Below are 24,948 nucleotides of genomic sequence, written 5' to 3'. Positions count from 1 at the left end.
GTTCTTTGATGGCGTTGGCAGCGCGCCGGAATGGATCACGTCATGAGCGAGCCAGCTAGAAACCGTTTCGCCCTCGATCTGGATGACCTCGAGCGCCAGCTGCGCGGCGCGGCGCAGCCGCAGAAGCCGGGTGCTGCGAACGACCCGTTGATGGAGTTGACCAGGCTCGTCGGCCAGGACGATCCGCTCAAGGAATTGTTCAGCGGCCGCAGTGCGCCTGCCGCAGCCGCTCCTGCACGACCTGCGGTGGAAGCGCCGGCGCAGTGGCAGGCGCCTCGTGCCGAGCCTTCCTTCCGCCCGGCGCCGGCGAAACCGGCGCCCGTCGAGGCTTCGCAGCCGCCGGCCGAGATCATGGGGGCGCTCGACGAGTTCGAGGCGCTGCTGCGCCGCACCGAGCCGGCAAGGGCGCCCGTCGCGCCTGCTGCTCCCGTGCCGGCGCGCCAGTACGAGCAGCCGCCCCATCATGAGCCGGCCTATCCGGAGTATGCCGAGCCGGCCGCGGTTCCGCGGGCCTATGCGCCGCAGGGTTACGCGCCGCAGGTCGAGACCGGCCCCCATGCCTATGTTCCGGAAGAGCCGCGCGATCTCGACGAGGCCGCGCAGCAGGGCTACCCGGTCGGCTACGACCACGCGCTGCCGCAGGATTATTCCGAGCAGCCGCAATATGCCGAGCAGCCGCAGGCGGAAGATGAGGGGCGCGACTACGAGAAGCCGCGCTCGCGCAAGGGGCTCTGGGCTGCAGCCGCGCTGATTGCCGTCACCGTGGCAGGCGTCGGCCTCGCCATGACCTTCCGTAGTTCGCGCCCGGCAGCGGGCCCAGATGGCCAGCCGCCGGTGATCGCCGCCGATAACGCGCCGACCAAGGTCGCGCCGGTGAATCCGGGCGGTGCCGAGATCCCGAACCAGAACAAGCAGATCTACGAGCGCTCGGCCGACGCTGTCGGCGCCGAGACGAAGGTGGTCTCCCGCGAGGAGCAGCCGGTCGACGTTCAGCAGGCGGCGCGCTCGATGCCGTCGCGCCCGGTCTCGTCCGACCAGGCCGCTGCCGCGATGGCTGCCGGCGAGCCCGGGCTGATTCCGGTTCCGCCCGTGCCCGGCCTCGGCGAGCCCCGCAAGGTCCGTACCGTCGCGATTCGCCCCGATGGCACGCCGGTTCCGCCGGCAGGCAATGGCGCCGCTGCGGCGGCCCAGCAGCCGATGGTCACCGGCTCCGCCCCGGTCAATCGCCCGGCTGCGACGCCGGCGGCCGATGCCGCCAAGGTGCAGGAGCGCGCTGCTGCCGCGACCACGCCGCAGGCTGCGGTAACGCCGCCTCCGGCTCCGCGGACCCGCACGGCCGCGCTCGACCCGACCCCGCCGGCCAGCCCGGCCCCGACCGCGGCTGCGACCGCTCCGCGCACCGACGCCAATGGCGGCTTCGCCGTCCAGCTGGCGGCGCCCGGCAGCGAAGCCGAGGCGCGCGCGACCTTCGCGGCGCTGCAGCGCAAATATCCCGGCCAGCTCGGCGGCCAGAGCCCGATCGTCCGCAAGACCGAGCTCGCCGGCGGCAAGACCGTCTACCGCCTGCGCGTCGGCCCGTATTCGCGCGAGGATGCGGCGACGATGTGCACGGCCCTGCAGGCAGCGGGCGGCCAGTGCTTCATCGCCAAGAACTGATCCGCCGACACCGGATCTGACGGCGTCGCCGTCACTCGATCAGCGCCGGCCGCGAGCATCGCGGCCGGCGCTTTCGTTTTACGCCCTGGGAGCGGCGCCGGGGTGAGGGCGGTGTCGCACGCTTGCGCGCGGCGTCGACGGCGGGGCAGGCTGGGCGCGTTGCTCTCGAGCCTGCGGTCCGCCTGCCATGCTTTCCGATCCGACCCCCCGGCCTGCCGGGTTCGTGCCTTTCCTCGGCGCCGAAACCGTGCACTACGAGGCTGTGACGCCTGGCTCGGTGGCGGTCATCGGTATTCCCGGCGCGACGCCCTACCGATCGGGCTCGTGCCATAGCGAGGCGGCGCCGGCTGCGATTCGCAGTGCGAGCGCACCCCAGGCCGCGCGGCGCGGGCATTATGATTTCGACCTCGGTGGGCCGCTGCTGCGAGCGCAGGACAGGCTGGTCGATTGCGGCGATATCGCTTTCGATCCGGCCGATTTCGCCGGCAACCGGGCGCGGATCGAAGCGGTCTATACGAGCCTGCTGGAGCGAGGGGCGGCGCCGCTCCTGCTCGGCGGCGACGACAGTGTCCAGATTCCGGCGCTGAGCGCCTTCGCGGCTCGCGGCGAGATCAGCATCCTGCAGGTCGACGCGCATATCGACTGGCGCGACGAGGTCGAGGGCGAGCGCTTCGGGCTGTCGAGCACGATGCGGCGCGCCTCGGAGCTCCCCGGCGTCAAGGCGATCGTCCAGGTCGGCGCCCATGGCATCGGCAGCGCCCGCGAGGCCGAGGTGGCCGATGCGCGGGCCGCCGGAGCGCAACTGATCGACATGCGCACGCTAAGGGCCAAGGGCATCGCTCACGCCGTGCAATGCGTGCCGGCCGGCCGCCCGGTCGTGGTCTGCTTCGATGTCGACGGCTTCGATCCCTCGGTGGTGCCGGGCGTGCTCGGCCGCGCGCCGGGCGGGCTCGGATTCGGCGATGTCGTCGACCTGCTGAACGGCGTCGCGGAGCGCGCGCCGATCATCGGCTTCAACATCGTCGAGTTCGTGCCACAGCAGGATATCGGCGGGCTCGGTACGCGGACGGTCTGCCGTCTCGCCATGCTGGCGGCGGGGCTGCTCGCCAGAGGCGCAAGGCGCTGAACGCGAATCGCTTCAGCGCCTTGCGCGGCATTCTTGCGGTAACGCAGAAACAGCGCCGCGGCGCGCGCTTCGATTGGCCTACGCCCGGGCGATTGAGTGCGCCCGCAGCTTCCGCTGGCGCTGCCCGGCCGGTGCATGCGATCTGCGGCGCGGCCGATGCGGCTTGCCGCCCTGCCTGAGGCGCATGTCGCTCTTCCGGCCGTGCCGTTTTGCGGCTAGGGCGGTAGCAGTAGCGTCGCGCTACCTGACGAGCAGTGCCGCCCGAGAGGCGCCGAAGGCTCGCGAGAAAGAGGAAAGCCATGGATCGCCGTAAATTCATCAAGTCGGCCGGCGCCGGTGCCGCCGCCAGTGCCGCCATCGCCGCTCCGGCGGTGGCCCAGTCGATGCCGAAGGTTAGCTGGCGCCTGACCTCGAGCTATCCGAAGAGCCTCGACACGCTGTTCGGCATCTCGACCCAGGTCGCCAAGCGCGTCGCGGAAGCGACCGACGGCAACTTCCAGATCCAGACCTTCGCCGCCGGCGAGATCGTGCCGGCGCTGCAGGCGCTCGACGCGGTGCAGAACGGCACGGTCGAATGCAGCCACACCCTGGCGAGCTTCTACATCGGCAAGGACACCGCCTTCGCCTTCGAGACCTCGCTGCCCTTCGGCCTGAACACCCGCCAGCAGAACGCCTGGCTCTATGCCGGCGGCGGGCTCGAGCTCTGCCGCGACTTCATGAAGAAGTTCAACATCCACACCATCCCCTCCGGCAACACCGGCGCGCAGATGGGCGGCTGGTTCCGCAAGGAGATCAAGTCGGTCGCCGACCTGCAGGGCCTGAAGTTCCGCATCGCCGGTCTCGGCGGGCGGATCATGTCGAAGCTCGGCGTGGTGCCACAGACGCTCGGCGGCGGCGACATCTATCCGGCGCTGGAGCGCGGCACGCTCGACGCGGCCGAGTTCTCCGGCCCCTATGACGACGAGAAGCTCGGCTTCCAGAAGGTGGCGAAGTACTACTACTACCCGGGCTTCTGGGAAGGCTGCGCCAATGTCAGCTTCATAGCCAACATGGACAAGTGGAATGCGCTGCCGGCGCATTACCGCGCGATCGTCGAGGCCGCCTGCGCCGAGGCCAACGCGCTGTGCATGGCGAAGTACGACCATGGCAACCCGGACGCGCTTATCCGCCTCGTCGGCACCGGCGCCGAGCTGCGGCCCTTCCCGCAGGACGTGATGCAGGCCGCCTTCAAGGAGGCTTTCGCGCTCTACGCCGAGCTCGCCGCCAGCAACCCGAACTTCAAGACGTTCTGGGATTCCTTCCTGCCTTACTGGAAGAAGGAACAGCTCTGGTTCCGCGTCGCCGAGCTGCCCTTCGACGCGTTCAACGCCCAGGCCGCGGCGCAGCTGCGCTGAGCGGCAGACCCGACACAGTCATCCCGGCTGGGCGCGGCCCGGCCGGGATGATGAAGCGGTTCGCAACGAATGCCACCCGCGCTGCGGGTGGCGGCGATCCGGTCGCTCCATCAATGGTTTGCAGCCGGGTCCATACAATCTGATTCAAGCGGGCGTTGGCTGGTGCGGGCTCAGTCGAGATAGCGGACCCGGTTGCTCGCCAGCAATTCGATGGCGAAGCCGGGGGCGTCGAGCCCGGCGGTGACCTCCGAGAGCAACCCTGCCTCATTGGTCCGCACCACCTTCAGCCGCTCGACGATCTCGGCGGCGCGGCGATGCGGGACGACGACGACGCCGTCGGGGTCGCCGATCAGGATGTCGCCCGATTCGACGGCGATGCCACCGCAGACGATCGGCAGCCCGACCGTGCCGGGTCCCGAGCGGTGCACCGAGGCGGGCGTCGCGCCCTTGGAAAAGACCGGCAGGCCGATGCGGCGCAGATCGGCGATGTCTCGCACCACGCCGTCGGTGACGAAGGCGGCGACCTCGCGATTTTGCATCATCCCCGCCAGGAGATCGCCGATGATCCCGGCCTGGGTGAAGCCGTGCGTCGCCGCCACGATCACGTCGCCCGCCTCGGCCAAAGCGACGGCGGCGCAGACCGCGAGGTTGTCGCCGGGACCGCAATCGCAGGTGAGGGCGGTGCCGATGAAGAATTCCGGCATGCCGGGCGGCGGCTTGATCGCAAAATCCATCGCGCCGCCGGCATGCATGGCGTCGGAGATTTGGGCCGTCGGAACCCCCTTGAAGGCTGCGACCAGCCCGGCCTGCGGGCGCTCGAAGGTCTTGCGGATGGTCAGCAGCGGGGCTTCGTCGATCATGGCAATGCAGTCTCGCGTCACGGGGCCTGACGAAAGTCTAGGCAGGGAAGCGGCGGCCGCAAGCGCCAACCCACAATTCGGCGCTGCCACCCGCTTGACCGGCAGGGCCGGCATTCCTACGCCTGTGCCATGACTTCGCGCGCCTTCATCGCCGGCTGCCTCGGCACGAGCCTCACCCAAGACGAGCGCGCCTTCTTCCGCGACGCCCGGCCCTGGGGCTTCATCCTGTTCAAGCGCAACACCCAGGACCCGGCGCAGGTCGCGGCGCTGACGGCCGCGATGCGCGAATGCGTCGGCTGGCAGGCGCCGATCCTGATCGACCAGGAGGGCGGGCGGGTTCAACGCATGGGGCCGCCGCACTGGCCGCCCTATCCGCCGGCGCTGGCCTTCCTCGCCATCAACGATCCCGTGCAGCAGCGCGAGATCGTCCGGCTTTCGGCGCGGCTGATGGCGCATGACCTCAAGACCGTCGGCATCGATGTCGACTGCCTGCCGGTGCTCGACGTGCCGGTCGTCGGCAGCCATGACGTGATCGGCAACCGCGCCTATGCGCGCGATCCGGCGATGGTGGCGAAGCTTGGGCGCGCTGCGGCCGAGGGCCTGCTCGCCGGCGGCGTGCTGCCTGTGGTCAAGCACATGCCCGGCCATGGCCGGGCCAAGGCCGACAGCCATCATGACCTGCCGGTGGTCGAGGCGAGCCTCGAGGAGCTGCGCGCCCATGATTTCGCGCCGTTCCGCCATCTCGCCGACATGCCGCTGGCGATGACGGCGCATGTCGTCTTCACCGCGCTCGACAAGCGCAAACCGGCGACGACCTCGCGCCGGATCGTCCGCGACGTGATGCGTGGCGAGCTCGGCTTCGACGGTTTGATCATGACCGATGACATCTCGATGAAGGCGCTCTCGGGCAGCTTCGCCGAGAAATCGAAGGCGGCGATCCGGGCCGGCGTCGACGTCGTTCTGCATTGCCACGGCATCATGGAGGAGATGGTCGCGGTCGCCGGGGCGGTGCCGATGATGACCGGCCACCGAGCGCGCCGTGCGGCGATGGCGCTGGCGCGCATTCGTCATGAGCCGGAGCCGCTCGACGTCGACGCGGCGCGCGCGCAGCTCGCCAGTGCGCTTGCCATGGGCGGGCGTTAGGCCGAACCTGTCCCACGGGGCTGTGGCGCGGCGATAGGCCGTTCGCCGGATATGGGGATGGGCCACCGATGGCCGCTGAACTGCCTTTCGAGGAGAGCGCCGCGCCCGAGCGCGCGGTGGACGAGCCGGCGTTCCTGATCGACGTCGACGGCTATGAAGGGCCGCTCGACCTTTTGCTCGACCTGGCCCGGCGCCAGAAGGTCGATCTGGCGCGGATCTCTATCCTGGCGCTGGCTGAGCAGTATCTCTCCTTCGTCGAGCGGGCGCGGGAACTGCGCCTCGAACTCGCCGCCGACTATCTCGTGATGGCGGCCTGGCTCGCCTATCTGAAATCGCGTCTGCTGCTGCCGGAGCCGCCCAAGGGCGAGGAGCCGAGCGCAGCCGAGCTTGCGACGGCGCTCGCCTTGCGGCTGAAGCGGCTGGAGGCGATCCGGGCTGCGGCGCAGCGCCTCGCCGTGCGCGAGCGGCTCGGCCGCGATGTCTTCGCGCGCGGCGCGCCGGAGGCGGTGGTGGCGGGCGTGCGCCCGGTCTGGGAGGCCGAGCTCTACGACCTGCTGGCGGCCTATGCGCAGCAGCGCCAGCGCCATGTCCGCACGCCGATGAGCGTCGGCCACCGACAGGTGCTCTCGCTGGTCGAGGCGCGCGAGGCGCTGGCCCGGCTGGTCGGCGAGGCCGGGGAGTGGACGGCGATCGACTTCTATCTCGCGCAGTACATGCAGAGCCATGGCATGCCGGCCGAGACCATGACGGCGACGGTGAAGGCCTCCTCGCTCTCGGCCATGCTCGAAATGGTGCGCGAGGGGCTGCTCGACCTGCGCCAGGACGGCGCCTTCGCGCCGCTCTATGTCCGCCGGCGCTCGGCCCGGCCGCCATCGCTGGGATTGTGAGGACCTGATCCGGATGGCGCAGGCCGAGGCCCAGAGGAACGAGGATGACGAGCACTGGGACGGTGCCGAGGCGCTGGCCCGCGCCTGCCGCATCGCCGAGGCGCTGCTGTTCGCCTCGGCCGCGCCGCTTTCCGCCGAGGCGCTCGCCAAGTCGGTGCCGGCCAATGTGCCGATCGAGAAGGTGCTGAAGGAGCTCGAACAAACCTATGCGATGCGCGGCGTGACGTTGAAGCGCGTCGCCGGTGGCTTCGCCTTCCGTACTGCGCCCGATCTTGCCTATCTGCTCGCGCCCGAAGCCGAGGCGCCGCGCAGGCTTTCGCGCGCCGCGCTCGAGATCCTGTCGATCATCGCCTACCACCAGCCGGTGACGCGGGCCGAGATCGAGGAGATCCGCGGCGTCGCCACGGCGAAGGGCACGCTCGACATCCTGCTCGAGGCCGGCTGGGTGCGGCTGCGCGGCCGTCGCCGCTCGCCGGGGCGGCCGGTGACCTTCGGAACCACGCCGGGCTTCCTCGACCATTTCGGGCTCGACCGCATCGACGACCTGCCCGGGCTCGACGAGCTGAAGGGGGCCGGCTTCATCGAGGGGCGGCTCTCCAAGGACCTCTCGGTGCCGATTCCGGACGATGATCCGGACCTGCGCGCCGACGAGGATCCGCTCGGCGACCTGTTCAGCCCGCTTGACGAAGGCGACTAGCCGCCGCACAGCGCGGAGAGTGGATTACGGAACTACGCCGTCATTCCGGGGCTTCGCGGAGCGAAGAGCCCGGAACCCAGAAGCGATATCGCCTGTCGCAAGGGCACTGCACCCGTTCGCTCCTTCTGGTGACGGTATCGGTTCTGTGTTCGGGGCTCGCGGCCGCGCCGCGCCCCGGAATGACGGAATGTGCCCTAGGAGAACGCATTGGCCCGTACCGAAAGCATGACGCGCTGGCTGGGCTGGGGACGGCGCGGCACCGCTGGCGCCGCCATTCCGGTCTCGCTCGGCTTCGAGGGGGTGACGCAGCGATTCGGCGGCGTGACCGCGCTCGACGATGTTTCGCTGAAGGTCGCGCCGGGCGAGGTCATCGCGCTGCTCGGTCATTCCGGCTGCGGCAAGACGACGCTGCTGCGGCTCGCCGCCGGCGTCGAGCGGCCGAGCGCCGGCCGCGTTCTGCTCGAGGGGAGGGATGTCGCCTCGGCCGACGCCTTCGTCGAGCCGGAGGAGCGCGGCGTCGGGCTGGTCTTCCAGGACTACGCCCTGTTCCCGCATCTCAGCGTGCGCGAGAACGTCCGCTTCGGCCTGCGCGGCTACAGCGACGCGCAGGCGGATGCCACGGCCCTGCGGGCGATCGCCCGCGTCGGTCTCGCCGATCTCGCCGAGGCTTATCCACACATGCTTTCGGGCGGCGAACAGCAGCGCGTCGCGCTGGCGCGGGCGGTGGCGCCGCGGCCCGGCGTGCTCCTGATGGACGAGCCCTTCTCCAATCTCGACCGGCGCCTGCGCGATACGGTGCGCGACGAGACCATGGCGCTGCTCGACGAAATCGGCGCGACCTCGATCATCGTCACCCATGATCCCGAGGATGCGATGCGGATCGCCGACCGGATCGTGCTGATGCGCCAGGGCCGGATCGTGCAGATCGGGACGGGCGAGGAGCTGTACCGCAAGCCCGTCAGCCTCTTTGCCGCCCGATTTTTCTGCGATCTTACCGAGATCGACGGGACGGTCGTGCGCGGCGCCGTCGATACGCCGATCGGCCGCTTTCCCGCGAATGGACTGGCCGAAGGCGCGGCGGCTGTGGTCTGCGTGCGTCCGCAAGGCGTTCGGCTCGTGCCCAGGGGCTTCTGCCTGCCGGGGAGGGTGGTGACGCGGCGCTTCCTTGGCGAGGTCGACGATCTCCAGATCGCGGTCGACGGGCTCGACAAGCCGCTGACCGTGCGCTTCGCGCAACCGGGGTCCGTTCGCGAGGGCGAGGATGTCGGCCTCGACATCTCGACCGACGAAGTCCTTGTGTTCCCTAGCGGGGACACCTAGTTTCCGGCACAAGCGACTGGCCCGGCTGGGAGGTCGGAGGCTGGGTTCAATTCGGAGGAATTTTCGATGGGTGGCGTCAGTATCTGGCACTGGGTCGTCGTCGGTGTCATCGTCATGCTGCTCTTCGGCCGCGGTAAGGTCTCGGAGCTGATGGGCGACGTCGCGAAGGGCATCAAGTCGTTCAAGAAGGGCATGGCGGAGGATGATCCGCCGGAGACCGCCGCGCAGCCGGCCGATCCCAAGGTGATCGACCACACCGCGCAGACGGCCAACCCCGCCCCCGCCAAGGCCGAAACCAAGGCCTGAGGGCGCGCCGCCAGCGCGCTTTCCGATCGGCCGTATGCGGCCGGACGCAGGAGAGCGCGCCGGATCGATATCTTGAGCAGGTCGGCCCGCAAAAGTGGTTTCCACTTGCGGCTGCGCATGCTCTAGAGCGGCGTGAGTGGCGAGAGGACTAGCCGTCGATGTTCGACATCGCCTGGAGCGAGTTATTGCTGATCGGGGGCGTCGCGCTCATCGTGATCGGCCCCAAGGAATTGCCGGGCGCCCTGCGCACTGCCGGACAGATGGTCGGCAAGGTCAGGCGCATGGCCGCGGAATTCCAGGGGCAGTTCAACGATGCGATGCGCGAGGCGGAGCTTCATGATCTGAAGAAGCAGGTCGAGGATATCGGCACCTCGGTGCAGGCCTCGACCAATTTCGACCCGATCGAGCCGATGAAGGACTTTGGCACGCCGGCGGCGCCGAAGCCCGACGATGCAGCGGTCAAGGAAGCCGAGGCCAAGCTCGCGGCGATTCCCGGACCGGAGCCCTTGCCCGAGGTCGTGATCGATCCGGCGCCGGTTGCGGCTGCCGAAGAGCCGGCGAAGCCGAAGCGCAAGCGCAAGACCGTGGCCACCGAAGAGCCCGTCATCCCGGAGGCCGAGGCCGCGCCGCCGGAGCCTGCCGCCAAGCCCGCCCGCAAGCGCAAGCCCAAGGCCGCAGAGACTGAAGACGGGAGCCCGGCATGAGTCTCGCCGAGGTGAAGACGCCTGCGGGCCGCGAGGGCGATGATGAGATCGAGGCCTCGCGCGCGCCGCTGATCGACCACCTGATCGAGCTGCGCTCGCGGCTGATCAAGTCGCTGGTCGCCTTCCTGATCATGTTTTTCGTCTGCTTCGCCTTCGCGACGCAGATCTACAACCTGCTGGTCCAGCCCTATGTCTGGGCGGCGGGGCCGGGCGCCAATGTCCAGCTGATCTACACGGCGCCGCTCGAATATCTCTTCACGCAGATCAAGATCGCGGCGTTCGGCGCGGGCTTCTTCGCCTTCCCGGTGATCGCGACGCAGATCTACAAGTTCGTCGCGCCGGGCCTCTACAAGAACGAGCGCCAGGCCTTCGCGCCCTATCTCGCGGCGACGCCGATCTTCTTCATCCTCGGCTCGGCCATGGTCTACTTCTTCGCCATGCCGGTGCTGATGAAGTTCTCGATCGGCATGCAGCAGGCGGCGACCGAGGGACAGGCCGGCATCCAGCTGCTGCCCAAGGTCAGCGAGTATCTCTCGCTGATCATGACGCTGATCTTCGCCTTCGGCGTCTCCTTCCAGCTGCCGGTGATCCTGACCCTGCTCGGCCAGGCCGGAATCATCACCTCGCAGTTCCTGAAGGACAAGCGCCGCTACGCCATCGTCTTCGTCTTCGTGGTGGCCGCCGTTCTGACCCCGCCGGACGTGATCTCGCAGCTGATGCTCGCGGTGCCGATGCTGCTGCTCTACGAGCTCTCGGTGTTCTCGGTCCGCCATGTCGAGAAGAAGCGCGAGGAGAAGAAGGCTGCCGAGGAGGCGGCAGAGAAGGCCGGCGAGTAGGGCTCGCTTCGGACAGTTCCCCGTCATGGTCGGGCTTGTCCCGACCATCCACGGCTTTGTCGGCTGAAGCGCGGTCAAGACGTGGATGCTCGGCACGAGGGCGAGCATGACGGCGCAAGGCGATCTGCGGCCTGCGCGACACAGGCAGTTCCCTCGCGCGCCGTCCCGGTCTACAGCATCACGCTCTTTCGATTAACGGCGTGACTGGCGATGTACGACATCAAATGGATTCGCGAGAATGCGGAAGCGTTCGACCGGGGGCTGAAGCGGCGCGGGCTGGAGCCACTGTCGTCATCGCTGCTCGCGCTCGACGATACCCGCCGTGCGGCCATCGCCAAGGCGCAGGCCGCGCAGGAACGCCGCAACGCGCTCTCCAAGGAGATCGGCAAGGCGATGGGGGCGAAGGACGTCGCCCTCGCCGACAAGCTCAAGGCCGAGGTCGCGGCGCTGAAGGAGGCCGGCCCGGCGCTTGAGGCCGAGGAGAAGGCCGCGGTCGAGACGCTGAGCGAGCAGCTCGCCGCGATCCCGAACCAGCCGCATGAGGATGTGCCGGAAGGCGCCGACGAGCACGGCAATGTCGAATACAGCCGCCATGGCGAGGCACCCGAGAAATCCGGTGGGCGGCTCTTTGGCTTCAATCAGTTCAAGGAGCATTACGAGCTCGGCGAGGCGCTCGGCCAGATGGACTTCGAGAAGGCGGCCAAGCTCTCGGGTTCGCGCTTCGTCGTGCTCGACCGGCAGATCGCGCGGCTCAACCGCGCCATCGGCCAGTTCATGCTCGACACCCATGTCGAGGAGCATGGCTACACCGAGGTCAATCCGCCGCTGATGGTGCGGGACGACGCGATGTTCGGCACGGCGCAGCTGCCGAAGTTCCGCGACGACCAGTTCCGCGCCGGCGACGACCACTGGCTCATCCCTACCGCCGAGGTGCCGCTGACCAATCTGGTCCGCGAATCGATCCTCTCCGAGGAGGAACTGCCGCGCCGCTTCACCGCGCTGACGCCGTGCTTTCGGGCCGAGGCGGGCTCTGCCGGCCGCGACACGCGCGGCATGCTGCGCCAGCACCAGTTCGAGAAGGTCGAGCTGGTCTCGATCACCGCGCCGGAGAAGTCGCGCGACGAGCATGAGCGCATGCTCGCCTGCGCCGAGAGTGTGCTGAAGAAGCTCGACCTGCATTATCGCGTGATGACGCTGTGCACCGGCGATATGGGCTTTGCCTCGCAGAAGACCTACGACATCGAGGTCTGGCTGCCGGGCCAGAAGACCTATCGCGAGATCTCGTCCTGTTCGGTCTGCGGCGATTTCCAGGCGCGGCGCATGAACGCCCGCTACAAGACCAAGGACGGCAAGGGCCCGTTCTTCGTCCACACCCTCAACGGCTCGGGCACGGCGGTCGGCCGCGCCTTGATCGCGGTGATGGAGAACTACCAGAACGCTGACGGCTCGATCACCGTGCCGGACGCGCTGGTTCCCTATATGCGCGGGGTCACCCGCATCGAGAAGGCGGCCTGATCCCATGCGCATCCTGGTGACCAATGACGACGGCATCCATGCCGAGGGGCTGGCGGTGCTGGAGCGCATCGCCGCGCAGCTCTCCGACGATGTCTGGGTCGTCGCGCCCGAGACCGACCAGTCGGGCGTCGCACATTCGCTCTCGCTGTCGAACCCGCTGCGCCTGCGCGAGATCGGCGAGAAGCGCTATGCGGTGCAGGGCACCCCGACCGATTGCGTGATCATGGCGGTGCGCTCGATCCTGGCCGACGCCAAGCCCGACCTCGTGCTCTCCGGCGTCAATCGCGGCCAGAACGTCGCCGAGGACGTGACCTATTCCGGCACCATCGCCGCGGCGATGGAGGGCACGCTGCTCGGCATCCCGTCGATCGCGGTGAGCCAGGCCTATACGCCGGGCGACCGCAGCAAGATCAGCTGGGACTGCGCCGAGCAGCACGCGCCATCGATCATCCGCAAGCTGCTGGAGGAGGGCATCCCGAAGGACATCCTCTTCAACCTTAACTTCCCGAACATCCCGCCGGCCGAGGTCAAGGGCGTCGCGGTGACGGTGCAGGGCCGGCGCGACCAGGAGCTCGTGCGGCTGGAGCCGCGCCAGGACGGCCGCGGCAACCCGTATTTCTGGATCGCCTTCCAGCGCTCGAAGCGGGACCCGGCGAACGGCACGGATCTGCGGGCGCTGGCCGAGGGCAAAATCTCGCTGACGCCGCTCGAGCTCGACCTGACCCACGAGCCGACGCTGACCCGCTTTGCGCAGGTCTTTGCCTGAGCTGACTGACATGTCTTCCACAGCCCTCATCCTGAGGAGCCGCCCTCGGGTCCGGCCTCTGGCCGGCCCAAGGACAAACTCCGCGGCGCCTCGAAGGATGCTCCAGGAGGCGAGGGGGCTATCCGGGGCATCCTTAGAGACGCGGTCCTATGGATCGCTCCTCAGGATGAGGGCCGTGGAGATAAGGCACTGCCAGCGATGACCGAGGAGGGGGCCAGCAGCGAGAGCGAGCGCACCGTCGCCTTCCTCCTCTCCCTGCGCGCGCGCGGCGTGCGCGATCTCCCCTTGCTGCGGGCGATGGAGAAGGTGTCGCGCGAGCATTTCGCGCCCTCGCGCTTCGCCGATCTCGCGCGTCAGGACGTCTCGGTGCCCTTGGCTTGCGGCCAGACCATGACGGCGCCGCACACCGTCGCGGCGCTGGTCGGGGCGCTCGAGATCAAGCCGGGCTGCCGGGTGCTCGAGATCGGCTCCGGCTCGGGCTATGTCGCGGCCCTGCTCGCGGCGATGGGAGCGCAGGTCGTCTCGCTGGAACGCTACCGCACGCTGGCGCTCGCCGCCCATGAGCGGCTGGCCGGCGGCGGCTTCTCGAAATCGGTCGAGCTGCACCATGCCGACGGCTTCCAGCCCGACCGTGCCCTCGGCCGTTTCGACCGCATCCTCGTCAATGGCGTGACGCAGGCCCTGCCCGAAGCGTTGCTGGCGCGGTTGGGGCAAAGCGGGCGCCTCGTCGCGGCGCTGCGCGTCGAGGGCATCACCCGACGCGTCGTGGTGACGAGCGGCGAGAACGGTTTCGACCATGCGCTCGGCCCGGCGATCCGCCTGCCGCCGCTGGCGCCCGGCCTGGCGCGGGCCCTCTGAGCCGGGTTCAGTCGGCTTCAAAATTTACGCCGACCAGCCACTGCGAAACGGTTTCGTAACCTAACCGCCGTTTTAATACGGACCATAGAGTTGCGTCGTTCGCGAGTGCTGAGTCCATGCGTAAGCAAGTTGAGTTGGCAATGCCGAAGCCCCTGGTCCGCCTCGTGTCGGTGTGCGCCCTCACGGTCGCTCTCGGGGCCTGCTCGGAGGCTACGCGCTTCACCGAGGCGCCGTTCAGCAATCCCTTCAGGACCGCTCAGGCCCCGTCGGGCTACGACCCCACGACGACCGGCTCGATCGGCCGGAGCGCGCCGCAATCGGCGCCGTCCCGTCCGTATGAATCGTCGCCCATCGCCTCCGGTGGTGGTGTCCGCAGTCAGCCGCTGCCGCCGCCGACCTCCTCCGTGGCTTTGCGTTCCGCGCCCGTCGCGTCGTCGGCTCCTGCCGTCGTCGGCTCGGCCAATGGCTGGAGCGCCCAGGGCGGCACCCCGATCGTGATGGCGCATGGCGAGACGCTCGACACGATCTCCGGCCGCTACGGCGTGCCGCGTTCGGCGCTGATGTCGGCGAACGGCCTGTCGAGCGCCGAGGTCACGCCCGGTACGCGCATCGTCGTTCCCGTCTACAATGCCAGCGGCAGCCAGACCGCTTCGCGCCAGCCTTCGCCGAGCGAGGGCCGCGACGACGCCAGCCGGCTCGCTCCGCCGCCGGCTATGCGTCCGGTCGCCGCTGCACCCGCTATTCCTGCTGCCCGTCCCATCGCAGCCGCTCCGAAGGCGGTCAGTGCCGCCGAGGCGAGGGCTCAGGCCGCTGCCGAAGCCAAGGCCAAGGCTGCCGCCGACGCTAAGGCGATGAGCGAATCCCGGGCCCGCTTCGCCGCCGAGGCCAAGGCCAAGGCGGCTGCGAAGCCGGTGGCCGAGGCCAAGCCGGTTGCGCCGACCCCGGCGCCCGTTGCTGCGGCCAAGCCGAAGGCGGCGACCCAGGTTGCGAGCCTGCCGGCCGAGCAGAAGCCGGCCGTGCAGTCCAGGCCGGAGCCGAAGCCGGTCGCCGAGCCGCAGACCACCGCCAGCCTGCCGCCGAAGGCGGAAGAGCCGGCTGCCGGCCCGAGCGCCGATTTCCGCTGGCCGGCCCGCGGCCGCGTCATCGCCGGCTACAATGGTAAGGGTGGCAATGAAGGCATCAACATCGCCGTGCCGGAAGGCACGCCGGTGAAGGCAGCCGAGGGCGGCGTCGTCGCTTATGCCGGCAGCGAGCTCAAGGGCTACGGCAATCTCGTGCTGATCCGCCACCCGAACGGCTACGTCTCGGCCTACGCCCATAATGGCGAGCTCAACGTCAAGCGTGGCGATCAGGTCAAGCGTGGCCAGGTCGTCGCCAAGTCCGGCCAGTCCGGCAACGTCAACTCGCCGCAGCTGCATTTCGAGCTGCGCAAGGGTTCGACGCCGGTCGATCCCGTTCCCTACCTGAACAACTGAGCCGAATTCACCATTCGACCGGATTCGCGAGACCCTGCCGGTCGACACGAGACGGGGCGGTCCCAGGAAAGGCCGCCCCGTTTTCTATTCGTTGAACGACGTCATGGTCGGGCTTGACCCGACCATCTCGGAGACCAGAGGCAGCTTGTCCTGAGATTCTCGGGTCTACGCTTCGCTTCGCCCGAGAATGACTGGCGCTTACCCCTCCAGCTTCTTTTCCAGCCTGCCGGCAAGATCCTGGATGTATTGCCAGGCGGTGCGGCCCGAGCGCGAGCCGCGCGTCGTCGCCCATTCCAGCGCCTCGCGGCGCAACTGCTCGGGCTCGATCGCCAGGCCGAAATGGCTGACATAGCCGTCGATCATGGCGAGGTACTCGTCCTGGCTGCACTTGTGGAACCCGAGCCAGAGCCCGAATCGATCCGACAGCGAGACCTTCTCCTCGACGGCCTCGCCGGGGTTGATCGACGTCGAGCGCTCGTTCTCGACCATCTCGCGCGCCAGCAGGTGCCTGCGGTTCGAGGTCGCATAGAACACGACATTGGCCGGCCGGCCTTCGACGCCGCCGTCCAGCGCCGCCTTCAGCGACTTGTAGGAGGTGTCCTGCCCGTCGAAGGAAAGATCGTCGCAGAAGACGATGGCCGGATGCGGGTCCGCCTTGAGCAGCCCCATCAGCACCGGCAGGCTCTCGATGTCCTCGCGATGGATCTCGATCAGCTTGAGGGGCAGGGCTCCGGCAGGCAGGCGCTGGTTGGTGTCGGCATGCACTGCCTTGACCAGCGACGATTTGCCCATGCCGCGGGCACCCCAGAGCAGGACGTTGTTCGCGGGCAGGCCGCGGGCGAAACGCTCGGTATTCTCGGCCAGCGTGTCGCGGACCCGGTCGACGCCGCGCAGCAGGGAGAGAGCGACACGGTTGACCTTCGGCACCGGGGAGAGAGCATGGCCCGCCGCCTGCCAGACGAAGGCGTCGGCGGCGGTGAGGTCGGGCGCGCGCTTTGCCGGCGGGGCGAGGCGCTCCAGCGCGGCGGCGATCCGCAGCAGGGTGTCGAGGGTCTGGTCGGCGGCGATGTCGGTCATCGGAAAGGGCTTCCGCTGGGCTGGATTGTACCGAACGGTACGGTACGCTCCATAGACCGCAGCGCAAGGCTGAAATCAAGACCATTGCGCGAAGGGCAGGGACCTCATAGGTGAGGGCGGCGAAGGGGGAAAACCGCCTCCTCGCATTGATTTCAGCTCGCCGCTGACTATAGTCCGCCCGTTTTTGCAACCCCCGCGCCGGCCGGCCGAGCACTCGGCCCGGCGACGTGAAGGAGCCTTCCCGTGATCACCCCCGCTTTTGCCCAGGGCCTTGGAGGCGGCGGCACCAACGACATCCTGATGTCGCTGGTCCCGTTCGTCCTGATTTTCATCATCATGTGGTTCCTGATCATCAGGCCGCAGCAGAAGCGGGTGAAGACCCATCAGGAGATGATCAAGAACGTCCGTCGCGGCGACACGGTCATCACCTCCGGCGGCATCATCGCCAAGGTCTCGAAGGTCGTCGACGACACCGAGATCGAGGCCGAGATCGCCGACGGCGTGCGCGTGCGCATTCTCAAGGGCATGGTCCAGGACGTTCGCTCCAAGGGCGAGCCGGTCAAGAGCTGAAGGCGCGCTAGGCGCGGCCGGACAGGGCATCTGAAGCGGGAGCCGGTCTTCTGATCGGCTTCCCTTCGACGCCCCCGGACCGTGCCGACGCAGAAAAGGCTTCCCAAGCAGATGCTTCGTTTCCAGGCCCGCAAGGTCATCGTCGTCCTCCTCGTCCTGCTCTTCGGCTGCGGGCTCGCATTGCCGAATCTGTTCTCGCCCGAAACGCGCAAGGCGATCGAGCAGGGCGCTCCGTCCTGGATTCCGAAGTTCCTGCTGCCGATCCATGCGGTCACGCTCGGGCTCGACCTGCAGGGCGGCTCGCACGTCCTGCTCGAGATCGACCGGGCCGACCTGATCCGCAGCCAGGTCATGCAGCTGCGCGACGACGTCCGCCGCATCCTGCGCGAGGAGCGCGTCTCCTTCCAGGGCGGCATCGGCTTGACGCCGCGTGGCGTGCAGCTGCGCGTGCCGGACGCCGCCGACCGGGCCAAGCTGCTGCCGAAGTTCCGCGAGCTGGCGCAGCCGGTCGGGACGCTCGGCGCCTTCGGCCCGTCGGGCAACCAGACCATCGAGGTCAGCGAGACCCCCGACGGCCTGATCCAGCTCAACGTCACCGAGGCCGGCTCGAACGAGCGCATCCGCCGCGCCGTCGAGCAGGCCATGGAAGTGCTGCGCCGGCGCGTCGACGCGCTGGGCACGACCGAGCCGAACATCCAGCGCCAGGGCCTCGACCGAATCCTGGTGCAGGTCCCCGGCCTGCAGGATCCGCAGCGCCTGAAGGACATTCTCGGCCAGACCGCCAAGCTGCAGTTCCGCATGGTCGCGGATTCGCCGGGCGGCGATGTCGACATGCTGCCCTCGCAGGATGCCGGCGGCCAGCCGATCCCGGTGCAGCGGCAGGTGATCGTCGAGGGCGAGGACCTGATCGACGCGCAGCCGGCCTTCGACCAGCGCACCAGCCAGCCGATCGTCAATTTCCGCTTCAACATCCGCGGCGCCCAGCGCTTCGGCCAGGCGACGACCGAGAATCTCGGCCGCGCGCTCGCCATCGTGCTCGACAACAAGGTGATCTCGGCGCCGGTCATCCAGTCGCCGATCACCGGCGGCTCCGGCCAGATCTCGGGTAATTTCACGGTCGAGGCGGTCAACAACCTCGCCATCCTGCTGCGCGCCGGCGCGCTGCCAGCCAAGATGACCATCGTCGAGGAGCGCACCGTCGGCCCCGGCCTAGGCCAGGATTCGATCCAGGCGGGCAAGATGGCGACGCTGATCGCGACCGTGCTCGTCATCCTCTACATGATCGGCAACTACGGCATCTTCGGCGTCATCGCGAGCGTCGCGCTGCTCGTCCATGTCTGCCTGATCTTCGGCCTGATGTCGTTGCTCGGGGCGACCATGACCCTGCCGGGCATCGCCGGCATCGTGCTGACGATCGGTACGGCGGTCGACTCGAACGTGCTGATCTACGAGCGCATGCGCGAGGAATCGCATCTTGGCCGGTCGCTGGTTTCGGCGCTCGAGGCGGGCTTCACGCGCGCCTTCGCGACCATCATCGACTCGAACGTGACCATGCTGATCGCAGCGGTGGCGCTGTTCTCGCTCGGCTCCGGCCCCGTGCGCGGCTTCGCGGTCGTCTTCATCCTCGGCATCCTCACCACCGTCATCACCGCGGTGACGCTGACCCGGATGCTGATCGCGCTGTGGTATCGCCTGGCGCGGCCCAAGACCCTGCCGTTCTGACGCTGCTGGTTCAGGAGATATAAAAGCATGCGTCTGCTTCGCATCGTTCCGGACAATACCCGTTTCAAGATCGTCCGCTTCCGGCGGTTCTCGTACCCGTTCTCGGCGCTGTACTCGATCCTGACCCTAGTGCTCTTTGTCACCGTCGGGCTCAATTTCGGCATCGACTTCCGCGGCGGCACGCTGATGGAGATGCAGGCCAAGAGCGGCAAGCCCGACATCGCCCATGTCCGCCAGACCGCCAACGCCTTCGGCTTCGGCGAGGTCGAGGTCCAGGAGTTCGGCAGTGCCGGCGATCTCTCGATGCGCTTCGCGCTGCAGCCCGGCGGCGAGGTCGCGCAGCAGGCGGTGGTCACCAAGGCGCGCGCCGCCTTCGCGCAGGAATACGATTTCCGCCGCGTCGAGACCGTCGGCCCGCGCGTCTCGGGCGAACTTGTCCAGGCCGGCACGATCGGCGTCGTGCTCGCGATCATCGGCGTGCTGATCTATCTCTGGTTCCGCTTCGAGATGCAGCTCGCGATCGGCGCCATCGTCGGCACGATGCACGACATCGTCCTGACGCTCGGCTTCTTCCTGATCACCCAACTCGAGTTCAACCTGACCTCGATCGCGGCGATCCTGACCATCGTCGGCTACTCGCTGAACGAGACGGTCGTTGTGTTCGACCGTACGCGCGAACTGCTGCGCCGCTACAAGACCATGCCGGTCGAGGAACTGCTCGACCTCTCGGTGAACTCGACGCTGTCGCGCACCGCGATCACCTCGACCACCACCGTGCTCGCGCTGATCGCCCTCGTGCTCTTCGGCGGCACGGCGATCGAGGGTTTCGCGCTCGTCATGCTGTTCGGCGTGATCGTCTGTACCTATTCGGCGATGTTCATCTCGACGCCGGTTCTGCTCTATCTCGACGTCCGCGCCGGCCGGCTCGACCAGGGCGAGGATGCCGCCGAGGCCAAGGCCCGCGTCTGAGCGGCCTCTAGCCAGGACCGGATAATGGCGCGCTTCGACGGCTTCGTGCCCGGCAGGCACCTGATCGACGCCTTTGGCGACGGCGGCTTCCGCTTCGCCGAGATGAGCCATCGCGGCTCGATCCTGGCGACGCCCGGCGGGGTCAGGATCTGGCCGGTGACGCGCTTCGCCGAACTGACCCTGGAGAGCCTCAAGCCCGTCTTCGACGAGGCGGAGGCGATCGACTTCCTGATCCTCGGCATCGGCCATGAGATCGCCTTCCTGCCGCCGAGCCTGCGCGATCCGCTGCGCGAGGTCGGGATCACCGTCGAGGCGATGGCGACGCCGGCGGCGGCGCGGACCTACAATGTCCTGGTCGGCGAGGAGCGGCGGGTCGCTGCGGCCTTGATCGCGGTGGAGTGATCACGTCATGCTCGGGCTTGATCCGAGTAGCTCAGGTCGGATGAGCTGTGGTCCGTGCCTTTTCGTCCTGAGATTCTCGGGTCTGCGCTGCGCTTTCCCCGAGAATGACGGGTATCGATCAAATCCCATCGGCCATGCCCGGTCCGCGTAGCCAATCGGGAATGGCGAGCCTAGACTGCCGGCGACTTCGGATCGCGTCACAGCGATCGCGGGAGGGTGCATGACAACCGAAACCGAGCATCGCGCCGGCACCGCACCGGCCCCGCTGTCGCAGGCCTATGCGCATTGCGCTGCGCTGCTGCGGGAGGCCGATCCCGACCGCTACGTCGCCTCGCTCTATGCGCCGGAGGCGCTGCGGCCGGGCCTGCATGCGCTCTATGCCTTCAGTCACGAGATCGCGCGCGTCCGCGAGCAGGTCAGCGAGCCGCTTCCGGGCGAGGTGCGCCTGCAATGGTGGCGCGACGTTCTCGAAAACGGCGAGGCCGGCGGCAGCTCGGCGCACCCGGTGGCGCAGGCGCTGCTGGACACGGTACGCCGCTTCCGCCTGCCGATCGCGCCACTTTCCGGGCTGGTCGAGGCGCGCGTCTTCGATCTCTATGACGATCCGATGCCCTCGCTCTCGGATCTCGAGGGCTATGCCGGCGAGACATCGAGCGCGCTGATCCGGCTTGCCTGCCTCGTGCTGGGGCAGGGGCGCGATCCCGGCGGGGCGACCGCTGCCGGCCATGCCGGCGTCGCCTATGCGCTGACCGGGCTGATGCGGGCCTTCCCCTGGCATGCGGCGCGAGGGCAGGTCTATCTGCCTGCCGACATTCTCGCCCGCAACGGCGTCACCCGCGAGGACATCGTGCGCGGCCGCGGCGGCCCCGGCGTCGATTATTCGCTGAAGGAATTGCGGGCTCTGGCGCGGATCCACCTGCGCAAGATGAACGATCTGCGCGCCACGGTCCCGGCCGCGATCATGCCGGCCTTCCTTCCGGTGGCGTTGGTCGAGCCCTATCTGAAGGCGATGGAGCGGCGCGGCTACGATCCCTACCGGACCATCGTCACGCTCTCGCCGCTGCGCCGGCAATGGGCGCTCTGGCGCGCGTCTCGCGCGCGCTGAGGCGAAACTCTAAACTCTAGAAGGCGGTATTCGCAGGAGGCAGTCACCGGCGCGCCTGCGACGCGCCGGCGTGTGTCGTGTGGGCGCTTACTCGTGCACCGAGCGATTCTGGATGACCAGGATCGCGAAGATCGCCAGCGCGCAACAGGCCATCAGATAGGCGGCGACATAGGTCGGCCGGCCATCGGCGGCGCCGACCAGAGCCTGGGCGATCAGCGGCGTCGGTCCGGCGACCAGCACGCCATTGAGCTCGCGCGACATGGCGAGGCCCGAGAAGCGATAGCGCGTCGGGAACAGGTTGGTGAGGAACGCCCCCTGCGCGCCGGCCATGGCGCCGAAGCCGATGCCGTAGCCGAGGCTGATGCCGAGCGTCGACCAGAACAGGCTGCCGGTGTCGAACATCCAGAACAGCGGATAGGCGAGCAGCAGCACGAACAGCGCGCCGCCCATATAGACCTTCGCGCTGCCGATCCTGTCGGCCAGCGTGCCCATGAAGGGCACGCCGGCAATGCCGAAGAGCGAGCCGATGGTGACGGCGATCAAGCCGTCGGTGCGCGCCATGCCGACCGTGTTGGTCATGTAGCTCAGCGAGAAGGCGCTGAGGATGTAGGCATTGGCGTTGTGGCCGGTCACCGAGAGGAAGCCGAAAAGCACTTCCTTCGGGCTCTTGCGGAAGAGCTCGCCGAGCGGGACCTGCTGCTCGTGCTTCTTGGCCTCGGCGCGGGCCATGGCCTCGACATATTCGGGGGTCTCGTCGAGATGCTTGCGGATGTAGATCGCGACGAGGAAGAGCACGCCGGAGAGCAGGAACGGCACGCGCCAGGCCCAGCCGAGCAGCACCTCTTCCGGCAGATAGGAAATCACCAGGAAGGAGAGCGTCGCCAGCATGATGCCGACCAGCGTCGCGGCGTTAGGCAGGCCGGTGTAGAAGGCGCGCCGGTTCGCCGGGGCGTATTCGGCGACGAGGACGATCGCGCCCGCGAGCTCCGCACCTGCGCCGAAGCCCTGGACCAGGCGCAGCAGCACGAGCAGGATCGGCGCGGCGATGCCGATGCTCTGATAGGTCGGCAGCAGGCCCATCGCGACGGTGGCGAGGCCCATCAGCAGGATGGTGAGGATCAGCGCCGGCTTGCGGCCGAACTTGTCGCCGATATGCGAGATCACGATGCCGCCGACCGGCCGGGCGAAATAGCCGACGGCGAAAGTCGCGAAGGCGGCGAGCAGGCCGGTGGCCGGCGACAGGTTGGGGAAGAACAGCTTGTTGATGATCAGCCCGGAGGCGGCGCCGTAGAGCGCGTAGTCATACCATTCGATGACCGTGCCGACCGTCGCGGCGGTCACGGCCTTGCGGATGTTCGCGGCGCTGGCCTGCGGCCGCGAGCTATGCGTATCAGTCATAATTTAGAGCGTCTCCAGTCCTTGGAATTGCATTTGATGCAGGACTGTTAGAGGCGCTGAGCGCGCGCGGCCACGACCTCAGGGCCTGCCTGCCATGCGTTGGGCAGGCGCGTCGAAGGCGCTCGCGCCGCCGCCCGCGCGTGCGCCGGCGGAGTCCCGGACGGGCTCTCGAAATCGATTGTATATCAAAGGTTTGAGCGAACCGCTTGCGGGCGAGATTCAGCTTACGGAAGGGCATCGGAAACGGCGCCGCACCGGGCGACGCCGTTCACATTCGTGTGGATGCCGCCGTTCTACTCGGCTGCCTGCGCCTGCGTGCCCGAGATCCAGGCATCGAGCGCGGTCTTGGCGCGCGCCGTCAGCGCCTGCTTGCGGGCGACGCTCTTGGCCGGGCCCTTCAGGCGCTTGCCGTCCGGCCCATGCGTGGCGTGGCCCTCGATATGTGGGAACAGGCCGAAATTGATGTTCATCGGCTGGAAGGAGCGCGGCCCCTCGTCGATGGTGACGATGTGGCCGCCGGTGATGTGGTTGACCAGCGCACCCAGCGCCGTCGTCGCAGGCGGCAGTTCGAGCTCGCGCCCGAGGCGCTCGGCAGCGGCGAGACGCCCGGTGAGCAGGCCGATCGCGGCGCTCTCGACATAGCCTTCGCAGCCGGTGATCTGCCCGGCGAAGCGCAGGCGCGGATCGGATTTCAGGCGCAGCGTCGGGTCGAGCAGCTTCGGCGAGTTCAGATAGGTGTTGCGGTGGATGCCGCCGAGCCTGGCGAACTCGGCGTTCTGCAGGCCAGGGATCATCCGGAAGATCGCGGCCTGCTCGCCATATTTCAGCTTGGTCTGGAAGCCGGTCATGTTGAACAGCGTGCCGAGCGCATTGTCCTGGCGGAGCTGGACGACGGCATAGGCCTTGACCGTCGGGTTGTGCTTGTTGGTCAGGCCGACGGGCTTCATCGGCCCCCAGCGCAGCGTCTCGCGGCCGCGCTCGGCCATGACCTCGATCGGCAGGCAACCGTCGAAATAGGGCGTGCCTTCCCATTCCTTGAACTCGGTCTTGTCGGCGGCCAGCAGCGCGTCGATGAAGGCCTCGTACTGGTCGCGGTCGAGCGGGCAGTTGATGTAGTCGGCGCCGGTGCCGCCGGGGCCCGGCTTGTCGTAGCGCGACTGGAACCAGGCCGTGTCCATGTCGACCGAGTCGAAATGGACGATCGGGGCGATGGCGTCGAAGAAGGCGAGCTCGCTCTCGCCGGTCAGCGACTTGATGCCCTCGGCCAAGGCCGGGGAGGTCAGCGGTCCCGTGGCGATGATGACCTTGTCCCATTCGGCCGGGGGCAGGCCGGCGATCTCGCCGCGGTCGATGGTGACGAGCGGGTGCGCCTCGAGCGCCGCCGTCACCGCCTGCGAGAATCCGTCGCGGTCGACCGCGAGCGCGCCGCCGGCCGGGACCTGATGGGCGTCGCCCTTGGCCATGATCAGCGAATCGAGCCGGCGCATCTCCCAATGCAACTGGCCAACCGCATTGCTCGTCGAATCGTCCGAGCGGAAGGAGTTGGAGCAGACCAGCTCGGCCAGCCCCTCGGTCTTGTGGGCGTCGGTGCCACGCACCGGGCGCATCTCGTGCAGGATGACGGGAACGCCGGCCTGGGCGATCTGCCAGGCGGCTTCGGAGCCGGCGAGGCCGCCGCCGACGACGTGAATGGGTGAGGTGCTCATCGCCGCGATGTGTCCGCGCGCGACCGGAAGGTCAAGGGGCAGGATGCGCCCTCGGCCTGAAACAGTCCCTAAAACGCAAAATGCCCGCTCGAAAGCGGGCATTCGCTCTTCGACCAGACCGAGGGGAGGACACGGTCCGGGAGAAATCAGGCGTCTTATCTTCAGACCGCGGCGTGCGAGCGCGCGACGAACTGGATCTCGGAGCGCGACAGGCCGAGATCGTCGAGCTCGCGGTCGGTCAGGCGGGACAGCTCACGGACGGTCTCGCGGTAGCGAAGATAGGCGCGAATCTTGGCAGCGATCATGGTGACGAACATGGTGGTTCTCCTTGTTATTGCAGGGCTCAACCCCTGACAGCGATGAATTCGTTGTGCACTGCATATAGAGCGATCAGGCTGCTTATTGCAGGGGCTGTTCCATCAGTTCCGTTATGCTCTGGGTGCATGATGAATTAAG

24 protein-coding genes are annotated in these 24,948 nt (G+C 68.3%); 19 read left to right on the top strand and 5 right to left on the bottom strand.

The features are described from left to right. The first annotated feature begins 42 nt into the window (after positions 1–42). From DK26_RS07430 to DK26_RS07420, 3 genes are all read left to right on the top strand, one after another. A complete protein-coding gene (locus DK26_RS07430; RefSeq protein ID WP_066469890.1) occupies positions 43–1,656 on the top strand; it encodes an SPOR domain-containing protein in 1,614 nt (537 codons plus the stop codon). Positions 1,657–1,843: 187 nt separating this feature from the next. Further along, on the top strand, positions 1,844–2,782 hold the full coding sequence (locus DK26_RS07425) for an arginase family protein (protein ID WP_066469885.1): 939 nt from the start codon (positions 1,844–1,846) through the stop codon (positions 2,780–2,782). A gap of 299 nt (positions 2,783–3,081) precedes the next feature. Further along, entirely contained in the window at positions 3,082–4,176 is a 1,095-nt protein-coding gene (locus DK26_RS07420) for a TRAP transporter substrate-binding protein (protein WP_066469882.1), read from the top strand. A gap of 170 nt (positions 4,177–4,346) precedes the next feature. Here DK26_RS07420 and DK26_RS07415 read toward each other — a convergent pair whose 3' ends face one another. Next, on the bottom strand, positions 4,347–5,036 hold the full coding sequence (locus DK26_RS07415) for a hypothetical protein (protein ID WP_066469876.1): 690 nt from the start codon (positions 5,034–5,036) through the stop codon (positions 4,347–4,349). 129 nt (positions 5,037–5,165) lie between these two features. On the opposite strand from DK26_RS07415, the gene nagZ reads away from it, so the two are divergent. The 11 genes from nagZ (at position 5,166) to DK26_RS07360 (ending at position 15,543) form a co-directional block, all read left to right on the top strand. After that, complete coding sequence (nagZ, locus tag DK26_RS07410; RefSeq protein WP_066469875.1) at positions 5,166–6,179, top strand: beta-N-acetylhexosaminidase; 1,014 nt, start codon at positions 5,166–5,168, stop codon at positions 6,177–6,179. Positions 6,180–6,247: 68 nt separating this feature from the next. Then, entirely contained in the window at positions 6,248–7,066 is an 819-nt protein-coding gene (locus DK26_RS07405; RefSeq protein ID WP_066469874.1) for a ScpA family protein, read from the top strand. Between the two features lie 13 nt (positions 7,067–7,079). Further along, positions 7,080–7,763 carry an SMC-Scp complex subunit ScpB gene (scpB, locus tag DK26_RS07400; RefSeq protein ID WP_066470230.1) on the top strand — a complete coding sequence of 228 codons (684 nt, stop codon included), beginning with the start codon at positions 7,080–7,082 and terminating at the stop codon, positions 7,761–7,763. A gap of 207 nt (positions 7,764–7,970) precedes the next feature. After that, positions 7,971–9,083 carry an ABC transporter ATP-binding protein gene (locus DK26_RS07395; RefSeq protein ID WP_248309887.1) on the top strand — a complete coding sequence of 371 codons (1,113 nt, stop codon included), beginning with the start codon at positions 7,971–7,973 and terminating at the stop codon, positions 9,081–9,083. Positions 9,084–9,149: 66 nt separating this feature from the next. Beyond that, entirely contained in the window at positions 9,150–9,389 is a 240-nt protein-coding gene (locus DK26_RS07390) for a twin-arginine translocase TatA/TatE family subunit (RefSeq protein ID WP_066469872.1), read from the top strand. A 158-nt stretch (positions 9,390–9,547) separates the two neighbouring features. Then, the gene (tatB, locus tag DK26_RS28485) at positions 9,548–10,093 is read left to right on the top strand and encodes a Sec-independent protein translocase protein TatB (RefSeq protein ID WP_083533035.1); all 546 of its coding nucleotides are present in this window, start codon (positions 9,548–9,550) and stop codon (positions 10,091–10,093) included. Next, on the top strand, positions 10,090–10,929 hold the full coding sequence (gene tatC, locus DK26_RS07380; protein ID WP_066469867.1) for a twin-arginine translocase subunit TatC: 840 nt from the start codon (positions 10,090–10,092) through the stop codon (positions 10,927–10,929). The genes tatB and tatC overlap by 4 nt, the downstream gene beginning before the upstream one ends. 210 nt (positions 10,930–11,139) lie before the next feature. Then, positions 11,140–12,444 carry a serine--tRNA ligase gene (serS, locus tag DK26_RS07375; protein ID WP_066469866.1) on the top strand — a complete coding sequence of 435 codons (1,305 nt, stop codon included), beginning with the start codon at positions 11,140–11,142 and terminating at the stop codon, positions 12,442–12,444. Between the two features lie 4 nt (positions 12,445–12,448). After that, positions 12,449–13,210: a 5'/3'-nucleotidase SurE gene (gene surE, locus DK26_RS07370; protein ID WP_066469863.1), complete on the top strand. Its 762-nt coding sequence runs from the start codon at positions 12,449–12,451 to the stop codon at positions 13,208–13,210. A 198-nt stretch (positions 13,211–13,408) separates the two neighbouring features. Next, positions 13,409–14,068, top strand: a complete 660-nt coding sequence (locus tag DK26_RS07365; RefSeq protein WP_066469859.1) for a methyltransferase domain-containing protein — start codon at positions 13,409–13,411, stop codon at positions 14,066–14,068. Positions 14,069–14,208: 140 nt separating this feature from the next. Next, complete coding sequence (locus tag DK26_RS07360; protein WP_066469856.1) at positions 14,209–15,543, top strand: peptidoglycan DD-metalloendopeptidase family protein; 1,335 nt, start codon at positions 14,209–14,211, stop codon at positions 15,541–15,543. Between the two features lie 198 nt (positions 15,544–15,741). Here DK26_RS07360 and DK26_RS07355 read toward each other — a convergent pair whose 3' ends face one another. Then, positions 15,742–16,620 (bottom strand): ATP-binding protein, encoded by an 879-nt coding sequence (locus tag DK26_RS07355; protein WP_066469854.1) that lies wholly within the window; start codon positions 16,618–16,620, stop codon positions 15,742–15,744. A gap of 300 nt (positions 16,621–16,920) precedes the next feature. On the opposite strand from DK26_RS07355, the gene yajC reads away from it, so the two are divergent. The 5 genes from yajC to DK26_RS07330 all read left to right on the top strand — a co-directional run bounded on the left by yajC (position 16,921) and on the right by DK26_RS07330 (position 21,388). Continuing rightward, complete coding sequence (yajC, locus tag DK26_RS07350; protein WP_066470227.1) at positions 16,921–17,190, top strand: preprotein translocase subunit YajC; 270 nt, start codon at positions 16,921–16,923, stop codon at positions 17,188–17,190. 111 nt (positions 17,191–17,301) lie between these two features. After that, entirely contained in the window at positions 17,302–18,912 is a 1,611-nt protein-coding gene (gene secD, locus DK26_RS07345) for a protein translocase subunit SecD (protein ID WP_066469852.1), read from the top strand. Between the two features lie 27 nt (positions 18,913–18,939). Further along, positions 18,940–19,881: a protein translocase subunit SecF gene (gene secF / locus DK26_RS07340; RefSeq protein ID WP_066469845.1), complete on the top strand. Its 942-nt coding sequence runs from the start codon at positions 18,940–18,942 to the stop codon at positions 19,879–19,881. A gap of 24 nt (positions 19,882–19,905) precedes the next feature. Then, complete coding sequence (locus DK26_RS07335) at positions 19,906–20,283, top strand: Mth938-like domain-containing protein (RefSeq protein WP_066469844.1); 378 nt, start codon at positions 19,906–19,908, stop codon at positions 20,281–20,283. Between the two features lie 220 nt (positions 20,284–20,503). Beyond that, complete coding sequence (locus tag DK26_RS07330; RefSeq protein WP_066469843.1) at positions 20,504–21,388, top strand: phytoene/squalene synthase family protein; 885 nt, start codon at positions 20,504–20,506, stop codon at positions 21,386–21,388. An 87-nt stretch (positions 21,389–21,475) separates the two neighbouring features. Here the strand turns inward: DK26_RS07330 and DK26_RS07325 are convergent, their stop codons facing one another. The 3 genes from DK26_RS07325 to DK26_RS28480 form a co-directional block, all read right to left on the bottom strand. Then, positions 21,476–22,786: an MFS transporter gene (locus DK26_RS07325; protein ID WP_066469842.1), complete on the bottom strand. Its 1,311-nt coding sequence runs from the start codon at positions 22,784–22,786 to the stop codon at positions 21,476–21,478. Positions 22,787–23,079: 293 nt separating this feature from the next. Further along, positions 23,080–24,492, bottom strand: a complete 1,413-nt coding sequence (gene trmFO / locus DK26_RS07320) for a methylenetetrahydrofolate--tRNA-(uracil(54)-C(5))-methyltransferase (FADH(2)-oxidizing) TrmFO (RefSeq protein WP_066469840.1) — start codon at positions 24,490–24,492, stop codon at positions 23,080–23,082. Between the two features lie 161 nt (positions 24,493–24,653). Then, complete coding sequence (locus DK26_RS28480; protein ID WP_083533033.1) at positions 24,654–24,809, bottom strand: DUF1127 domain-containing protein; 156 nt, start codon at positions 24,807–24,809, stop codon at positions 24,654–24,656. Positions 24,810–24,948 lie beyond the last annotated feature (139 nt).

It is taken from the genome of Allobosea sp. WAO (assembly GCF_001509835.1).
Taxonomy (GTDB): domain Bacteria; phylum Pseudomonadota; class Alphaproteobacteria; order Rhizobiales; family Beijerinckiaceae; genus Allobosea.
This window is presented reverse-complemented; position numbering and strand designations above follow the sequence as displayed.